Genomic DNA, 18,268 nt, shown 5'->3' on the forward strand with positions numbered 1-18,268 from the left:
GTTTTTGTTTTATAATGCTATATGGAGTAAAAAACAATGAACCATAAACCTGTATTTTTAATTATTATTGCTGGAGGAACTGCTTCTGGTAAAACAAGTGTTGCTACTAAAATTGCAAATCAAATTTTGAAAGATAAATCAGTGAGTTATTTATCAATGGATAACTATTATAAGGATTTTTCAAATTTAACTTTGCAAGAAAAACAAAACTTAAACTTTGATCACCCAAATAGTTTTGATGTTGACCTTTTGTGTAAAGATTTAATCAAACTAAAAAATCGCCAAGCAATTAAACTGCCACAATATAATTTTGTCACTCATTCTCGTGAAAAAGAATGAACAGAATTTGCTCCAGCTGATGTCATAATTTTAGATGGAATTTTAGCTTTACAAATTCAAGAAATTATGAAATTAGGAGATTTAAAAATTTTCATCAAAACAAGTGATGATATTCGTTTAATCAGAAGATTAGAGCGTGATATCAAAGAACGTGGTCGTACTTTTGACAATGTGATTGAACAATATTTAACCACAGTTAAACCGATGCATGATGTTTTTGTTGAACCAAGTATTAATCAAGCAGATATAATCATTCCTTTTCATGACGGAAATGAGATTGCCATTGATCTTGTTGCAACAAAAGTGCGAGAAATCTTAGCAAAATAAAAACTTCAAAAAATGAATTAATTCATCAATAAAACCATAATTTAACAATAAAATAGTGCATTTTTTACAAAAAAAATGCAATTTCTATTTTATTGTTTTTGTGCTTTGATAAAATTAATATGACTTAATAAAAAGTCTAGAAGAAGGTCATATTTATGAAGCGTTCTTTAAAATTTTCAAATAATCTTTTTCATTTATTCTCTTGTTTTTCGTTTTTAATTGTCTTTGCTTTTCTCATCGTTTTAGTGATTCATGGTTTTACAAACCTAAATTTCTTAACAGATAATGGCAATGTTTGAGCAAGCTGATGAAATTGAATGGATTATAATTTAGTGAATACTCAAAGTTGATTACATGTTGTGCTTTGATTGAGTATGATTTTTATGATTTTTAATATTCTGATCACATTATCTGTTTTAGTCTATCGTCAATTAAATGTTAAAAATGGTGTTAGTCAAAAACACCAAAATCTTTTGGCTGTTTTTGGTTTAATCTTTTCGGTTGCTTTGCTAATTATGTTTGCAGTTATTTATAGCAGAATTGATAAAGCAGCCAACGATACAAATTCGCTTTTGAAAATGTTGGATTTTATTAAAACCCCACCAGACGGTGATAAAACCCTCGGTCCTAACTCTCCAATTACAATTGTTTTAGTTTCTGGAATCGTCATTTCTGGGGTTGCAGCAGTCATGACTGCAAGTGTTTTTTTCCAATTTAAAAAAACCAAAAAAGTTGTTGAAAAAACATAAAATTTTAAAACGATCAACCAAGGAAAAATCATAAAAATGATTTTTCCTTTTTTACTTGGGAAATATTCTCTATAATTAATATGTTAAAAAGGAGATTTATGGCAAAAATTACAACCACTTATGATGAAAAAAGTATCCAAGTTCTGGAGGGGTTAGAAGCAGTTCGAAAACGTCCCGGAATGTATATTGGTTCAACAGATGTTCGTGGACTTCATCATTTGGTTTGAGAAATTGTTGATAACTCAATTGATGAAGCCCTAGCTGGTCATGCTAGTGAAATCGATGTCGTTTTAGAAAAAAATGGATCAGTGACAGTCACAGACAACGGTCGTGGAGTTCCAACTGGAATGCATGCAACTGGGAAAAGTGCAGCAGAAGTAATTTTTAGCATTCTCCATGCTGGAGGAAAATTTGGTGATGGAGGTTATAAAACTGCTGGAGGATTACATGGGGTTGGTTCAAGTGTTGTTAATGCTTTGTCAAGTAAATTTAAAGTCACAATTTATCGTGATAAAAAAATTCACGAATTAGAATTTGAAAATGGTGGGAAATTAAAAACCCCATTAATTGAAATTGGGAATACATATAAAACTGGAACAGTTGTGAATTTTTTACCAGATCCCAAAATTTTTCCTGTAACCAAATTCAATTTTTCAACGATTAGTGAACGTTTAAAAGAATCTGCTTTTTTAAATTCAAATTTAAAAATCACCTTAACAGATGCTCAAACTGAGAAAAAAATTGAATACATTTTTGAAAATGGATTACATGAATTTATTAAAGATTTAACAGAAGAATTCACCCCGATCACCGACACAATTAAAATTGAAGGAACTAACTCAAAAATCGAAGTTGAAATCGCTTTAAAATATACTGAAGATTATAATGAAACAATTTTAGGTTTTGCCAATAACGTTAAAACTAGTGAAGGTGGAGCACATATTACTGGTTTTAAATCAGGTTTGGTTCGCGCAATCAATGATTATGCCAAAGCTTCAAAAATTTTAAAAGACAAAGATCCGAGATTGGATTCAAATGATTTACGTGAAGGATTAACAGCCATTGTCACAGTTAAAATTCCGGAAAATTTAATTCAATATGAAGGTCAAACCAAATCAAAACTTGGAACGATTGAAGCAAAAGGGGCCACAGAATCAACCACTTTTAATTACATGAATTTTTGATTACAAGAAAACAAAATTCAAGCAACTAAAATTATTGAAAAAGCCTTAATCACACGTAAAGCAAGAGATGAAGCCCGAAAAGCTCGTCAAGCAGTGCGAGATGCTAAAGGAAAAAATACTTCGAGAAACAAAATGTTAGGCAAACTAACTCCAGCTCAAGGTCGTAAACGTGAAATGAATGAACTTTATTTAGTTGAAGGTAATTCAGCTGGAGGAAGTGCTAAATCTGGACGTGATCGTAGTTTTCAAGCAATTTTACCACTAAGAGGTAAAGTCATCAACTCTGAAAAAGCTAAATTAGTTGATTTAATGAAAAATGAAGAAATTAATACGATCATTAATGCAATTGGAGCTGGAATTGGTTCTGATTTTGATGTCAAAGATGCCAATTATGGCAAAGTTATTATTATGACTGATGCTGATACTGATGGGGCACATATTCAGACTTTATTATTAACTTTCTTTTTCCGCTATATGAAAGAATTGATTTTGGCAAAACATGTATTTTTGGCTTTACCACCATTATATAAATTGACATATACAGATAAAAAATTCCAATATGTTTGAGATGAAATTGAATTGGCAAACATCATGAAAGAAAGTAAAAAGAAATTTGATATCCAACGTTACAAAGGATTGGGAGAAATGAACGCTGATCAATTATGAGAAACAACGATGGATCCAGCACGTCGTAAATTAATTTTAGTCACCATTGAAGATGCATTAGCAGCTGAAAACGCCTTTAAAATTTTAATGGGTGATGATGCTGAAAAACGTAAAGATTGAATTGACGTGAATGTTCAATTCACATTAGAAGATGAGCAAAAAGGCTTGTTTGCTGAACAAGAAATAGAATAGGGGGTTATTGTGGCTAAAAAAGGAATTGATAATTCACAAGTTGAAAACGAAAAAGGAATCATCAGTCTTCCATTAGAAGACATAATGGGTGATCGTTTTGGTCGTTATGCAAAATATATTATCCAAGAAAGAGCGCTCCCTGATGTGCGAGATGGTTTAAAACCAGTTCAACGCCGAATTTTATATGCAATGGGAGATTTAGGGCTTTGATTTGAAAAAGCACATAAAAAATCTGCGCGTGTTGTTGGGGAAGTAATTGGTAAATACCATCCTCATGGGGATACAAGTATTTATGACGCAATGGTTCGAATGAGTCAAAGTTGAAAATTAAATATGCCGTTGATTGACATGCAAGGAAATAATGGTTCAATTGATGGTGACGAGGCAGCAGCCATGCGTTATACTGAAGCTCGCTTGGCCAAAATTGCCAGTTTATTATTACAAGATTTGGACAAAAACACTGTTGTTTTTGCCCCCAATTTTGATGATAGTGAAAAAGAACCAACTGTGCTTCCAGCTTATTTTCCCAACGTTTTAACCAATGGAGCAACTGGAATTGCAGCCGGTTATGCCACCAACATGCCTCCACACAATCTTGGAGAAATTATTGATGCAACAATTGCTTTAATTAAAACTCCAGGTGCTAGAATTGACACAATTCTAGGAATTGTTAAAGGTCCAGATTTTCCAACCGGAGGAATTGTCCAAGGAATGGACGGAATTCGTGATGCTTTTATCACCGGTAAAGGAAAAGTTGTTATCAACTCAAAATGACATGAAGAGAATGGTAATATTGTCATTGATGAAATCCCATATGAAGTTGTCAAACAAGAACTTGTGCGCAAAATTGGGGATGTGATTGACAACAATCAAGGTTTAGGAATTCAAGAAATTCGCGACGAAACTGATCGTGAAGGTTTACGAATTGTGATTGAATTAGAAGATAATGCCAACTTAACAACTGTGCGTAAATTTTTATTTAAAAACACTCCCCTTTCAATTTCTTACAATTACAACAACGTTGTAATTGTTGATAAACAACCAAAACAATTAGGGATTATTCCGATGCTGCAAGCATACATTAATCATTACAAACAAGTTTTTACACTTAAATCACAATTCAATTTAAATAAAGCTGAAAAACGCATTGAAATTGTTGATGGATTAATTAAAGCAATGTCAGTTTTAGACCAAGTGATTGCAATTATTCGCGCTTCAACTAATCGTGCTAATGCAATTGAAAATTTAGTTGCTGCCCCATTTGGCTTTACCGAAGCCCAAGCAACAGCGATTGTTGATATGCGTTTATATCGTTTAACTTCAACGGACGTTGTTAAATTAACTGAAGAAAATGCCAGTTTAACTGCCCAAATTGCGCATTTAAAACTTGTTTTAAAACATGAAGAAGAATTAAATAAAGAAATTATTAGTGATTTAAAAGAAGTTAAAAAAGAATATGCGATTGCCAGAAGAACTGAAATGACAGAATTAGTCGAAAATTTAGAAGTTGAATTCAAAGACACTTTAGTTGAAAAAAAATTCCATCTTTGGGTTTCCAAAGATGGATACATCAAAGCGATTGAACCAAATCTTGTCGCTAAAAATGAAATTAACACTTTCGGTCGAAAACCAAATGATATGTGAATCACACATGCAGAAGTTTCAAATTTAAACCATTTGTTATTGATTTCAAATGTCGGAACTTACTATTCAATCCCGTTATATAAAGTTGGAATGAGTAAATGAAAAGAGATGGGTGTGCATATTAATGCCTTGGCCACAATGGATGGAAATGAAGAAATTATTTCCGCATTCATCGTTTCTGATTTTGAACAAGCAACCCAACAAATTTTGTTAGCAAGTAAAAATGGTTTAATTAAAAGAACTCCAATTTATGATTTAGAAACCAAGATTTTTACACGTGCATTTAAGTTAATGAAACTAACAGATGATGATCGAATTGTGAGTGCAAGCTTAGTCACTTCCAAAACAAGAAGGGTTGTTGTGATCACCCAAAATGGATATGGAGTGAGATACAACATTGAAGATATTCCAGTTCAGGGAACCACTTCCAAAGGAGTTAAAACTGCTAATCTTAAAGATGATTTAATTATTGCCAGCAAGCCTTTAGAAGATGATGACGACATCATGTTATTAACAAGTAAAGATAATTATAAACGTCTTGATCAAAATGAAATTCCAATTTTTGTCCGACCAAAACGAGGGGTGAGATTATTCCCAGAACGTAAACGCGGTAAAGAAGATGTGCTATTTGGTTTTGTTGTTGACAACAATGATATTGTGCATGTTTTAGATGGCAATGATGAATATCAAGAATTGATCATCAACGGATTACGCAGACAAAATATTGGCAACGAGACACATGATTCAGGCATTAAAGACATAAATAATGCAAGTTTAGAAAAAGATTTTATTGTTATTAACGGGGATATTGCCCCAGAATCATCAATCGTGGCAGATGGTGAAATTTATATTTCCAAAGCTGACAAGATGGCAAAAAATAAGGAAACCCGCGATGCAAATCGCGGACAGGTCAGCGCAAAAGTTATTGTTTCGAAAAATGAGAAAAAAGATGCAGAAGCAAAATTAAATGCTGAAATGCCAAGCTTATCAAATATGCTTGGCAACATTAGTTCGGTGCTTGGAAATTTTTCAACTCCGATTCAAAAACCGAAAAAAGACCAAGAAAAAAAGAAAAAAGTCGCAGAAAACAAGAAAAAGGACGATAAAAGCATTCAATTAGATTTTGACGATTTATTTGATGAGTAAAATCTTTTTTCTTTTTTTCTTGTTAGAATATTAAGAAGGAGGTAAAGAAAGTGAGTAAATTATTAGTAATCAATGCTTCATCAACTCCTTGTGAAAAATCATACACAAAAGGATTAACTGATTTATTTTTAAAATATTATCAAGAACTTAATCCACATGATGAAGTTATTTATTTAAACTTAAATAATGAGAAAATGGCTGGCATCACGTTAACGACGGCGAATGCTGTAACATATTGGAACCAGGAAGATGCCCACAAATATATTCAACAATTAAAAGATGTTGATAAGGTTGTGGTCACTTCACCAATGAACAATTTTAACATCTCCGGATTAATGAAAAATTATTTGGATCATGTTTTGTTAGCGAATGAAACATTTTCTTATAAATATTCAAAAAAAGGAGAGGCGATTGGATTATTACCGCATTTAAAAGTGCAAATAATCACGACTCAAGGCGCACCATTTGGATGATATACATGAGGTAATCATACTGAAAATTTAAAAGGGACATGAGAATTTGTCGGAGCTAAGGTAAATACACCAATCTTATTAGCAGGCACAAAACTTCCACCTTTAAATCAAATGAGTCCAAGTGAGGCAGCATTAACATTAGAAGAGCAAATTAAAAAAGGAGCACGTGAATTTTAATGAACAATTATAGTAGAGTACCAAGGGGTTTTATATATATTGCCCAATATCTTGGTATCTTCATGGCTGTGATGATGTTTGGAATGGCGTTTTATTTTTTCAATAAACACACCAATTCAACACCCAGTTATGTCGTAACATCAGGGATAGGATTAGCTATCATCACTTATTTTGCATGAAAATCAATTTATGCTGGAGTTTGAATCATCATCTTTGTTAAGAATAACACTGATGAAGTAATTTCAGACAACAGATTTATTATTTCAGCACTAAGTTTATCATTGGGTGGAATTTTCACACCCTTCATCATGGCATCAATGCCAAACGAAGAGGTAAAATCATCAATTAACCCACGTTACACAATCGCCAAAGTCATGGGACCAATTGCTTTAATTGGTTCTGTGATTGCGATTGGAAGTTTCTTTATTTTTACAATGACAGGGGCTTCAAAAATTGCTTTTGCTGACATTTTCAATAAAACAGTTGTCGGAGTTGGACCATTAATCTTGATGATTTTCTTAGGTTTAATGTTTGTGATTGGTTTAATTACATCAATTTTCTTTTTACCAAAAAACACTCAACAAGAATTTAACGATCATGATTCAGCAAAAGCTAAAATTATGAATGGAATTTCAATTGTTTGACTTGTAATCATTACTTTAGAATTAATCGGAGTTCTGATTATGGCAATCATTCGTTTGATTGGGGCAATTATGGATATCTTTTATGCAGCAAGCAACAACAGCGGAGCTTGAAAAGTTTTCGCAATCTTTGCAGCTTTAGCAAGATTATCAATGACTTTATTGTATGTCACATATATTTTCCAAATCACTATTGCAACAATGAGAGGTATCTGAGCAAAAGATGGCGTTCATATGTTGAAATATGAGAGATTAGCACATAAACAACAAGAAAACTTAAACGCGAGATAATCGCGTTTTTGCTTGCTTGAAAGCAAGTTTGAAATAAAATAAATTTGCAATAAATTTTGTTTGTCAGCACAAACAAAATTTATTTTTTTATTCCAAATGGATATCTAGTAAAATATTTAAGATGGAACACAAAATTATACGTGGTTATATTACTAAAATATTAACTAAAAAAGATAACGGTTGAGCAATGGCGCTTTTTTGCATGGAAAATAATGCTAAAATGCAAATCAAAATCAAAGGTTCAATTTCAAGTATGAAAATAAAAATGCTTTATGAAATTCAAGGCACAATTGAAGAACACGCTGTTTATGGGAAGAGTTTTAATGTGATGAATTTTAAACCAGCTCCAGTTAATTCCCCAGAAGCCGTGATTAATTTTTTATCTGGAAATAATTTTCCAGGAGTTGGAAAAAAATACGCCAAATTAATTGTTGAACACTTTAATGAAAACACCATTGCTAAAATTAAAGAAAATTATCAAGCACTTTATAGTGTCAAAGATTTACCAAAACATTTAGCAATGATCATTGAAACGCAATTAAAAATGATGGATCAAGAAAATCATTTACAAATTTTATTTTATGAAAATGGGTTGAAAATTGATATTTATAATTCAGTCAAAATTTTGTGTGAGTCAGAACGAGAAGCAAACGTTGTTTTTGAAAATCATTTTTTTAGTTTTGCTCAAAGACACAAAATTAAACCTTTCAACGAAGTTGATAAGGTGGCGGTGCATTTTGGTTTAGATGTGAAATCCAGCGAAAGAATTGGTTATTGAATTCAAAAAAATGCCGTTGATATCGCTTTTAATAGTGGTGATACATATACCTCATTTGGAATTATCAAGCGAAAAACAATCAAGGATTTAGCACTAACTGAAGAAGAATATGAACAAGGATTAACTTATGCTTGTGAAAATAATTTAGTCTATATTGATGGTGAAAAATTTTACTCAAGCGAAGCTTGAGAAGATGAACAAGTCATTGTTGATTCACTGATTGAAATCTTGAAACAAAAAACGACAACCAAATTAAAACCAGATTATGAAAAAGAAATAAAGGCCATCGAAAAAGAGATTGCTTTTGAAACTGGAATTTTAAATTTCAAATATGATGATGATCAAATCAAAGCCTTAACAATTTTTATTCAAAATCCGGTGACCTTAATTACTGGTGGTCCTGGAACTGGGAAAACACGTTTGATTCAAGGGATGATCAAGTTGTATGAAAAAATTTATCGCAAGACAAATTATACAATTGCCGCTCCAACTGGTAAGGCGAGTGCGAGATTGAAAGAAACATTAAAATTAGCAATTCCCGGAACAATTCATAAATTATTAGAAGCTGATGAAAAAGATAATTTCAGAAAAAACAAAGACAATCCCTTAACTTATGATTTGATTATCATCGATGAAATTTCAATGGTTGATAATCATTTATTTGCAAATTTATTAAATGCCAAAGGCGAGTTAAAAAAAATCGTTTTAGTTGGGGATTATAATCAATTACCATCAGTTAGTTATGGAAACATTTTTGAAGATTTAATTCGTTCAAATGTTTTCAAAAAAGTCAAATTAAATCAAATTCATCGTCAAAAAGAAGGCAATGGAATCATTGCTTTGGCCAAAGCGATTGAAACCAACACCATTGATGAATTTGATTGAGAAGGGCATAGAGAAATCGAAACTCTTTTTGATAGTAATGTTGAAAAAATGTTAAAAAATATTCAAGTTGATTATCAATATCAATTAGAAAATATTAAGCATTCACCTTTTGATTATCAAGTTATTGCCCCGATGTATGGTGGAAATATGGGAATTGAAAATTTAAACACTTTTATTCAAGCAAGCTTTAATAAAAACATTACTCAATCAAAAGAGGTGTATGATCGTAATCGTTATCGTTTTGCCAAAAACGATAAAATTATGTATTTGAAAAATGAATCAACAATGGATTTAACAAATGGTGAAATTGGAATTATTCAAAATTTAAAAATGGAGCATAAAAAATTTATTCATGCTGATGTTAAATTTGACAATGGTAAAATTATCACACTTAAACCAGAAAATTTTAACGATGTTTCTCTGGCTTATGCTGCAAGTGTGCACAAAACCCAAGGAAGTGAATATAATCGAGTGGTCCTTGTGATTGAACCAGGTCATGCTAGTTCAATGTTTTTGAATCAAAAATTAATTTATACAGCGATTACTCGGGCAAAAGAAAAAATTATGATTGTTGGTAATTTCAACACTTTAATTCAAGCAATTAAAACTCAAGCCAGAAGTCGAAAAACCACAATCATCGATAAATTGAAACAACAAATAATTTAAGGTATAAAATTAATTTAGAAAAGAAGACAAACATATGATTTTAAAAAATGCAAAAATAGTGCTTGAAGATGAAATTCTGGAAAATGGTTATTTAATTATTCACGATAACAAAATCAAAGCGATTGGTCAAGGAAGTGTAGTTGAAGATGGAATTGATTTAAAAGGTAAATGAATCTTACCTGGTTTTATTGATTGTCATGTTCATGGTGGATATGGAGTTGATTTCGAAACCGGTGATCAAGATCGTTTTCAAACTTTTGCCAAAGCTGTTGGACAAGAAGGAATTACTAAATATTTACAAGCTAGTGTCACAACTGATGTTGTGACAATGGAGAAAAATTTTAAAGCGTTTGGTGTTTATATGAACACCAAACGCGAAGGTTCAATTTGTCTTGGAGCACATATGGAAGGACCTTTTATTGCAGTTGAAAAAAAAGGTGCTCATGATGAAAAATTACTCATCAAACCAAATATTGAATTAACCAATCAAGTGATCGAGTGATCAAATCATCATTTGAAAATGATGACATATGCTGGAGATTTACAAGATGGAAGTTTTACCAAATTTTTAATCGAAAACAAAATTGAACCTTCAATTGGTCACACCAATATGCTTGCATCAGAATTTGAAAAAGATTATTTATTAGGTGCCAAACATGTCACACATTTATTTAATGGAATGAGTGGGATTGAACATCAAAGACCTGGATTGGTTGTTGGAGCAATCAATCACAGAGATGTTTTGGTCGAAGTGATCAGTGACGGCATTCATTTACAACCCGAAATTTTAAGATTTATTTATCAAGTTAAGGGTGCTGAAAATATTTGCATTATCACTGATGCAATGAATGCTAAAGGCTTGGCTGATGGTGAATATTTCTTAGGTCAATTACCAGTTATTAAAACTGGAATGAAAGTATGTTTAAAATCCAATGGAGTTTTGGCTGGAGCGGGAGCCACTTATGATCACAATGTCAGAACGATGAAAAAATACACCAATGCTTCAATGAATGAATTGATCAAAATGACATCAATCAATATTGCAAAACAATTAAATATTTTTGATCAAACAGGATCATTGGCACCAAATAAATTAGCAGATCTTGTTGTCTTAGATCATGATTTGAATGTGGAAATGACAATCGCAGAAGGGAAAATAGTTTATGAAAAATAATAATCCTAAGTTTTATACAAGACTAAAATATTTAGCAACCATTTCATCAACGCTTTTAAGCATTTGATTTGTTTTACTGATTATTGGTGTTTTTAAAAATAGTCTTAGTTGAATAGTTTTAATTGCCATTGGAAGTGCATTTGCATTTATCACCTTAATTAGTTTGGCTCTTTATTTTTACTTACGTTTTAAATTCATGCATCAAAGTCAATACGAACATACTAAAAAAGATTTGCTAAAATGATCTTTGGCAATGATTAGTTATTCACTTGGTTGACTATTTGCAATCATCAATTTGATGGTCATTTTAGCGCATGATAAAATTTCAATTTTAAACCTAAAAATTATTTTAATTGTGATGGGAATTATCATGATTATCTTTTTTGTTTTAGCCTCAATTTTGGAAATGATGTCCCGCATTAATGAACATAGTTTTTTTAATCAACAAGAATATCAAATGCTTCAAGAACAAAAAAAACGCAAGAAAAAAGACATCATTTCCAACGAAAATTTATCAAATGAAACTTATAATCATCGCACAAAAGAAGCTGAAATCTTCTTGAAAAAAAATAATAAAAATCCATTTACAGATGAAAATAATCGTAAAGAAGGCGAATAGATATTTTTTTAAATTTAAAAAAGATTTTCGTAATTATTGGTGAAAACAAGAGTTATAATAATTATCGAAAAGAGAATATTATATGAAGAAAACACCAAACAAAGTAGTTTTAATCGGAGCAGGAGCGGTTGGAACTTCATTTCTGTATGCTGCAATAAATCAAGGACTAGCAAGTGATTATGTTTTAATCGATGCATTCCCACAAGCAGCTGAAGGAAATGCAATTGACTTATCTGACACAATGTCAGTTTTACCATTTCCAGCCACTACAATTAAAGCTGGGGATTATGCAGATTGCAAAGATGCTGACATCATTGTGATCACAGCTGGGAGACCACAAAAACCAGGAGAAACTAGATTAGACATGGTTGCTGGAAATGCTGTGATCATGAAAACAATTGCTGAAGAAATTGTCAAATCTGGATTTGATGGAATTACAATCATCGCTTCAAATCCAGTTGATGTTTTAACATCAGTTTATCAAGAAGTAACTGGATTTGACCAAAATAAAGTGATTGGATCAGGAACAACTTTAGACTCAGCGCGTTTAAAAAGATTGATTGCTGATAAATTAAATGTTGGTGCTCAATCTGTTGATGCATATTTAGCAGGTGAACATGGAGATTCAGCAGTTGCTGTTTGATCACATGCTGTGGTTATGGGTCAACCAATTTCGAAATATATCAAAGATGGGAAAATCACTCAAAAAGAATTGGATGAAATTCGTGATCAAGCAGTTCATATGGCATCAAAAATCATTGAATTAAAACGTGCCACATTTTATGGAATCGGAGCCGTGCTGACAAGAATGTGTCGCGTGATTTTAAGAGATGAAAAAGAAGCATTGATGGTTGGGGCTAAATTGAATGGTGAATATCACAACAATGATGTTTATACTGGAGTTCCCGCAATCATTGGGGCCAATGGAATTGAACAAATTATTGAATGAGAATTAACTCAAGTTGAACAAAAACAATTTGATGCCTCAGTCGCGACTTTAAAAGCAACTTTAATTAAAGCTCGAGAAGCAATTAAATAATTAATTTATGGAGCTTGGGCTCCATTTTTATTGGTGATATTTGCTGAGATGTTTTATAATAAAAAGAGACAAAAATCACAAGTTGACTTATCCTTATAAAAGACTTTATAAGGATAAACATTTTTTGAAAGGACAATAATGAAAAAAGAATTAGAAACCAAATATAATCATCTTCCAGTGGAAGCTGATAAATATGAAAATTGAAACAAAAAAGGTTTATTTAGAGCTGATGTCAGCTCTAAAAAACCACCTTTTTGTATTGTGCTTCCACCCCCAAATGTCACTGGTAAGTTACATTTGGGTCATGCTTGAGATGGTAGTTTACAAGATGCAATTATTCGTTTTAAAAAATTAAATGGTTTTGATACTTTATTCATTCCTGGAACTGATCATGCTGGAATTGCGACTCAAACCAAAGTTGAAGCAATGTTGAAAGAAGCAACTGGGAAAAATCGTTTTGATTTTGGAAGAGAAGCATTTTTAAAAGAAGTTTGAAAATGAAAAGAAAAATATTCGCAAACTATTCACGAACAATGAGCCAAAATGGGGTTAAGTTTAGATTATTCAATGGAAAACTTTACTCTAAATCCGCAAGTTAATGAATTAGTTAAATTTGTCTTTGTGGAAATGTACGAAAAAGGATTAATTTATCGAGGAAAAAGAATTGTCAATTGAGATCCTGTGCAAAAATCAGCGATTTCAAATATCGAAGTAATTTATCGTGAAACTGTTGGTAAAATGTATCATTTTAAATACCAACTTGTTGGTAGTGACGAAGTTTTAGAAATCGCCACAACTAGACCAGAAACGATGTTTGCTGACCAATGTGTGGTTGTGAACCCAAAAGATGAACGTTATACAAAATACATCGGTAAAACGGTGATTAATCCGGTCAATCAACATCAAATCCCGGTCATTGCTGATGACTATGTGGAGATGGATTTTGGAACTGGAGTCATGAAATGTACTCCAGCTCATGATTTAAATGATTTTGAAATCGGTGTGCGCCATAATTTAGCCAAACCAATATGTTTAAATGAAGATGGAACAGTTAATGCGATGGGTGGAGAAATTTATCAAGGTTTAGACCGTTTCGATGCTCGAGAATTGATTATTCAAAATGCAATCAAAGCAAATACTTTAATTAAAATCGAAGAAATCACTCATCAAGTCGGTTATTCTGAACGCACAAATGCAATTGTTGAGCCATATTTATCAAATCAATGATTTGTTAAAATGGATTATTTTTCTCAACAAGTTTTAGCTTTACAAAATAGTGATGAGGCAATTAATTTTTTCCCTTCACGTTTTAATCAAACATTAAAACAGTGAATGGAAAACAGTTTTGATTGAACTATTTCGCGACAATTATGATGAGGGCATCAAATTCCTGCTTGATACAATAAAAATGATCCAAGCAAGATTCATGTCGGAATGAATGCTCCGGTTGATGCTGAAAATTGAAGCCAAGATGAAGATGTTTTAGATACATGATTTAGTTCTGGATTATGACCTTTTGCAACTTTATTATGAACAAAAGAAACTCCAGGTGAGTGATTCGAGAGATACTATCCAACAAATGTTTTGGTAACAGGATATGATATTATTTTCTTTTGAGTTGCCAGAATGATATTTCAAGGCCAACATTTTACAAAGCAAAAACCATTTAATGATGTTTTAATTCATGGGTTAGTGCGCGATGAATTCGGCAATAAAATGTCCAAATCATTGGGAAATGGAATCGATCCAATGGATGTGATTGAACAATATGGAGTTGATTCATTAAGATTTTTCTTATTAACTAATTCCACTCCTGGTTTTGACATTAAATATAGTGAAGAAAAAATTCGTCATGCTTGAAATTTTATGAACAAACTTTGAAATGCTAGTCGTTATGTTTTGATTAATCTTGATGAGCATTTCAAAGTTAATGACCAATTAATTTTTTCAAAGCATCATGAAAATACAATTGATCTTTGAATTTTAACCGAATTAACTAAAACCATGAATAATGTCAAAACATTAATCGATAAATATGAATTTGGATTGGCTGGAAAAGAAATTTATGATTTTGTTTGGTCAAAATATTGTAGTTGATATATCGAATTTGCCAAAGTTAATTTGAATGCATCAAATCCTGAAATTGTTGACCAAACAAAACAAGTTTTGTTTTATGTTTTAAAAAATATTTTGATCATGTTGCATCCGTATGCACCATTTATCACTGAAGAAATTTATCAATATTTAAATTTAAAAGATTCAATCATGAACGAAGAATGAATAATTCAAAGTTTTGATTACAATACAGATTATATTAATGTCATGATTAATCTGATTACTGTGATTCGCGAATTTAGAAATACCAATAATATCAAAAATGCCATTCCTTTGAATTTCTATTTAAACAATTTAAATCAAGAACATCAAAAACTTTTTGAACAATATTTAAACGTGATGAATCAATCATTAAAAGTTTTTGTCAATGCTCAAATTCATCTCGAAAAGATTAATGATTCAAACATTAGTTCAATTTCAATTGAAGAATACTTTTTAGAAATTCAAACCAAACAATTTATCAATCAAGATGATTTAATTCAAGGTTTAAAAGACAAAATGCAAGAATTACAGCAAGAAATCAAACGTAGTGAAGCAATGTTAAATAATCAAAATTTCATTGCCAAAGCAAGTGTTGAAAAAGTTGATGCTGAAAAAGCAAAGTATGCAAATTATCAAGAACAATTAGCCTCAATTAAAAATAAATTAAAAAATATGTAACATTTAACAACTTTTTTTCTAATCCTATATAGGAGGATTATGAAAAAGGCAGTTGTTATTTTTATTATATTTATCGGTTTACTTGCTGGTGCACTCGCTTTTTCATTGAAAAATAAAAGTGAACATCAAAATCAAGTTACAACAATTAAAAATACCGCAAAGGATTAGAGCGATTGATCCATTTGTGATTTTATTTATTTCAAGTGTCGCCACTTTGTATTTTTTTGCGAATAATTTATATATCTTTTTTGGTGTCTGTTTAAGTTTGCAACTATTTTATGTCAGTCTCAAAGTGCGACAAAGATGGTTTTTAGGGGTAGTTTTTGTCATTGTTATAATCGTTTATTTACTTTATTTTTTTATTTTGAAAAGTAAATTTAATTTAGACTATGAGTTTCATCAAACAAATTTTCAGGTTGTTAAAACCTCGCAAAATTATGTGATTGGTGAATATAATTTCAACAAATTTTATATCCCGATGATGGATCATAAATATATTGTTGGTCAAACTCTTCGCATTGATGGGGTGGTTCAAGAATTAAAACCAACAAATAATAGTTATGATTTTGATTTTAATAAATATCTTCAAAACCAAAATGTTTTTAAAGCAATTAAAATCAAAAATATTGTAAGTATTGAAGATAATAATTTAAAATATTTAATCAATAAATTCATTTATAACAATATTCATAATGAATTAATTTTAAAGTTGGTTTTTCAAAAAAACACAGAACTCCATGAAGCAAAAGGTGAATTACAAAAAATGAGTTTAGCTTATTTGTTGAATTTTAGTGGGATCAACATGTATGTTTTTTCATTTGTGATCAATCGCATATTTTTCAAGTTTAAAATTAATCCACAGTTTAAAATTCCAATTCACCTTTGCTTAATCTTGTACTTATGAATGATTGATTTTCCATTAGTCACAACAAGAATTATTTTTGGTTATATTATTTTAAATCTTTTTGTCATTACAAAAATCAGTCCACATAAAACAGCACGAAATGTTCTAACATTATTGTCTTTAGTGCTTGTACAACCTAATTTTTTTAGTTCAAATGCTTTGCCTTTTTTGGTTGTGGTAATGTTATTTTTGAACCCAATTCAAAATCATATTGGTTGAAGAAAAACAATCATTCAAATCATCAAACCATTATTGATCTTTATTCCAATTCAAATTTTTATGGATTGGCGTTGAAATTTTACAGCCCCAATCCAAACCATAATAATTCAACCAGTTATCTCGTTTTTGTATTTGTTCTCATTTCTTTTTTGATGAATTCCCAATATCGAAGTTGTTTTTACATTTTTGACGAATTCGTTTAATTCGCTGGTTGAATTATTGAGCAAAATAAATTTAATTTGAAATTTTGGTCAACCCCCATTCTTGATGCTTGTGGCATATTATCTGGCATTTTATTTATGGTCAAAACACATGAAAATGAAAACTTGTTGATTTATTTGAATCGTTGTAACTTTACTATTTTTATTTTGGACGAAAATATTTTTGTCAAATGAAACTTTGACAATGTTGAATATTGGTAATGGATCTAGTTTTGTTTATATCAATAAATGAAAAAATCTGGTTTTAATTTTTGATGCTGGAACAGGTCCTGGGTTTAATAAAAGTAGTATGAGTGATTATTTGATGAAAATCGGAATTAATCATGTTGACATTGCATTTATCTCGCATAATCACGATGATCATTACAATAGTTTAGAAGCTATTCAATCCAATTTAAATGTTCATGAAGTGATCAAAAACAATACTGAGCAAAACTACATTGAGATTAAAGGGGTAAAAATTTGGTTATGGCATTTAAATAAAATGGAAGATGAAAATGATAATTCATTAGTTATTTTAGTTAAAGCAATTGAAAAAAACTTTTTGTTTGTTGGTGATTTGACAAAAAAAGGAGAAGGCGAAATGTTGAAAAATCCAACATTTACATATTTAATTCAAAACACGTTTATTGACCTTTTCCAACTGGGACATCACGGAAGCAAAACTAGTAGCAGTGAAGAATTTTTATTACTAGTTAATCCTCGAATGACTTGAATTAGTGCTGGGTTAAAAAATAATCATCATTTCCCAGATCAAGTAACAATTGATAAATTAAATGAGTTTAAATTACCTTACAAAATAACTGGTAAAAATAATAATTGAACTTTCAATTTAAGCAAAGATACTTTCTATAATTGACAATAAAAAATCTACAATTTCTTGTAGATTTCTTATTGTTTTAATTTAAATTAAACACTCATTAAGCGTGATTTTTCACGAGCCGCTTTATTAGTTTTAAAGATTCCTTTTGAATAACCTTTGTCAATTAATGAAACTGCATCTTTAATTAATTCATCTTTGTTTGCAGCATTTTCAGATTTTGCAATCATAGCTTTTTTAATTGCTGTTTTTACTTCAGATCTTAAAGATTTATTAGCTAAACGTGATTTTTCATTAGTCTTAATTCTTTTTTCTTGCGATTTAATATTTGCCATATTT

General features: G+C 30.8%; 14 protein-coding genes. 13 read left to right on the top strand and 1 reads right to left on the bottom strand.

Features of this window, described 5'->3' with window-relative positions; genetic code table 4:
* Positions 1–36: 36 nt before the first annotated feature.
* The 13 genes from udk (at position 37) to ELUMI_RS03070 (ending at position 17,974) form a co-directional block, all read left to right on the top strand.
* Positions 37–666, top strand: coding sequence for a uridine kinase (gene udk / locus ELUMI_RS03015; RefSeq protein WP_025734239.1), 630 nt, complete (start codon positions 37–39; stop codon positions 664–666).
* 317 nt (positions 667–983) lie between these two features.
* Positions 984–1,415, top strand: coding sequence for a hypothetical protein (locus ELUMI_RS03020; RefSeq protein WP_156921418.1), 432 nt, complete (start codon positions 984–986; stop codon positions 1,413–1,415).
* A 98-nt stretch (positions 1,416–1,513) separates the two neighbouring features.
* Positions 1,514–3,457: a DNA topoisomerase IV subunit B gene (gene parE, locus ELUMI_RS03025; protein WP_025734237.1), complete on the top strand. Its 1,944-nt coding sequence runs from the start codon at positions 1,514–1,516 to the stop codon at positions 3,455–3,457.
* 9 nt (positions 3,458–3,466) lie between these two features.
* The gene (gene parC / locus ELUMI_RS03030; RefSeq protein ID WP_198514011.1) at positions 3,467–6,247 is read left to right on the top strand and encodes a DNA topoisomerase IV subunit A; all 2,781 of its coding nucleotides are present in this window, start codon (positions 3,467–3,469) and stop codon (positions 6,245–6,247) included.
* 50 nt (positions 6,248–6,297) lie between these two features.
* Entirely contained in the window at positions 6,298–6,897 is a 600-nt protein-coding gene (locus ELUMI_RS03035) for an FMN-dependent NADH-azoreductase (protein WP_025734235.1), read from the top strand.
* Positions 6,897–7,829, top strand: coding sequence for a hypothetical protein (locus ELUMI_RS04600; RefSeq protein ID WP_025734234.1), 933 nt, complete (start codon positions 6,897–6,899; stop codon positions 7,827–7,829). The genes ELUMI_RS03035 and ELUMI_RS04600 overlap by 1 nt, the downstream gene beginning before the upstream one ends.
* A gap of 121 nt (positions 7,830–7,950) precedes the next feature.
* Positions 7,951–10,158 carry an SF1B family DNA helicase RecD2 gene (recD2, locus tag ELUMI_RS03045; protein ID WP_025734233.1) on the top strand — a complete coding sequence of 736 codons (2,208 nt, stop codon included), beginning with the start codon at positions 7,951–7,953 and terminating at the stop codon, positions 10,156–10,158.
* Between the two features lie 34 nt (positions 10,159–10,192).
* Positions 10,193–11,332, top strand: a complete 1,140-nt coding sequence (gene nagA / locus ELUMI_RS03050) for an N-acetylglucosamine-6-phosphate deacetylase (protein ID WP_025734232.1) — start codon at positions 10,193–10,195, stop codon at positions 11,330–11,332.
* Positions 11,322–11,951: a hypothetical protein gene (locus ELUMI_RS03055; protein WP_025734231.1), complete on the top strand. Its 630-nt coding sequence runs from the start codon at positions 11,322–11,324 to the stop codon at positions 11,949–11,951. The genes nagA and ELUMI_RS03055 overlap by 11 nt, the downstream gene beginning before the upstream one ends.
* An 82-nt stretch (positions 11,952–12,033) precedes the next feature.
* Entirely contained in the window at positions 12,034–12,990 is a 957-nt protein-coding gene (locus ELUMI_RS03060) for an L-lactate dehydrogenase (protein ID WP_025734230.1), read from the top strand.
* 138 nt (positions 12,991–13,128) lie between these two features.
* On the top strand, positions 13,129–15,765 hold the full coding sequence (locus ELUMI_RS03065; RefSeq protein ID WP_025734229.1) for a valine--tRNA ligase: 2,637 nt from the start codon (positions 13,129–13,131) through the stop codon (positions 15,763–15,765).
* Between the two features lie 39 nt (positions 15,766–15,804).
* Complete coding sequence (locus ELUMI_RS04630) at positions 15,805–15,933, top strand: hypothetical protein (protein ID WP_275667561.1); 129 nt, start codon at positions 15,805–15,807, stop codon at positions 15,931–15,933.
* 196 nt (positions 15,934–16,129) lie between these two features.
* Complete coding sequence (locus tag ELUMI_RS03070; RefSeq protein ID WP_156921417.1) at positions 16,130–17,974, top strand: ComEC/Rec2 family competence protein; 1,845 nt, start codon at positions 16,130–16,132, stop codon at positions 17,972–17,974.
* Between the two features lie 44 nt (positions 17,975–18,018).
* On the opposite strand, the gene rpsT is transcribed toward ELUMI_RS03070, so the two are convergent.
* The gene (rpsT, locus tag ELUMI_RS03075) at positions 18,019–18,264 is read right to left on the bottom strand and encodes a 30S ribosomal protein S20 (protein ID WP_025734227.1); all 246 of its coding nucleotides are present in this window, start codon (positions 18,262–18,264) and stop codon (positions 18,019–18,021) included.
* Positions 18,265–18,268: the final 4 nt, after the last annotated feature.

The organism is Williamsoniiplasma luminosum, from assembly GCF_002803985.1.
Taxonomy (GTDB): Bacteria; Bacillota_I; Bacilli_A; order Mycoplasmatales; family Mycoplasmataceae; genus Williamsoniiplasma; species Williamsoniiplasma luminosum.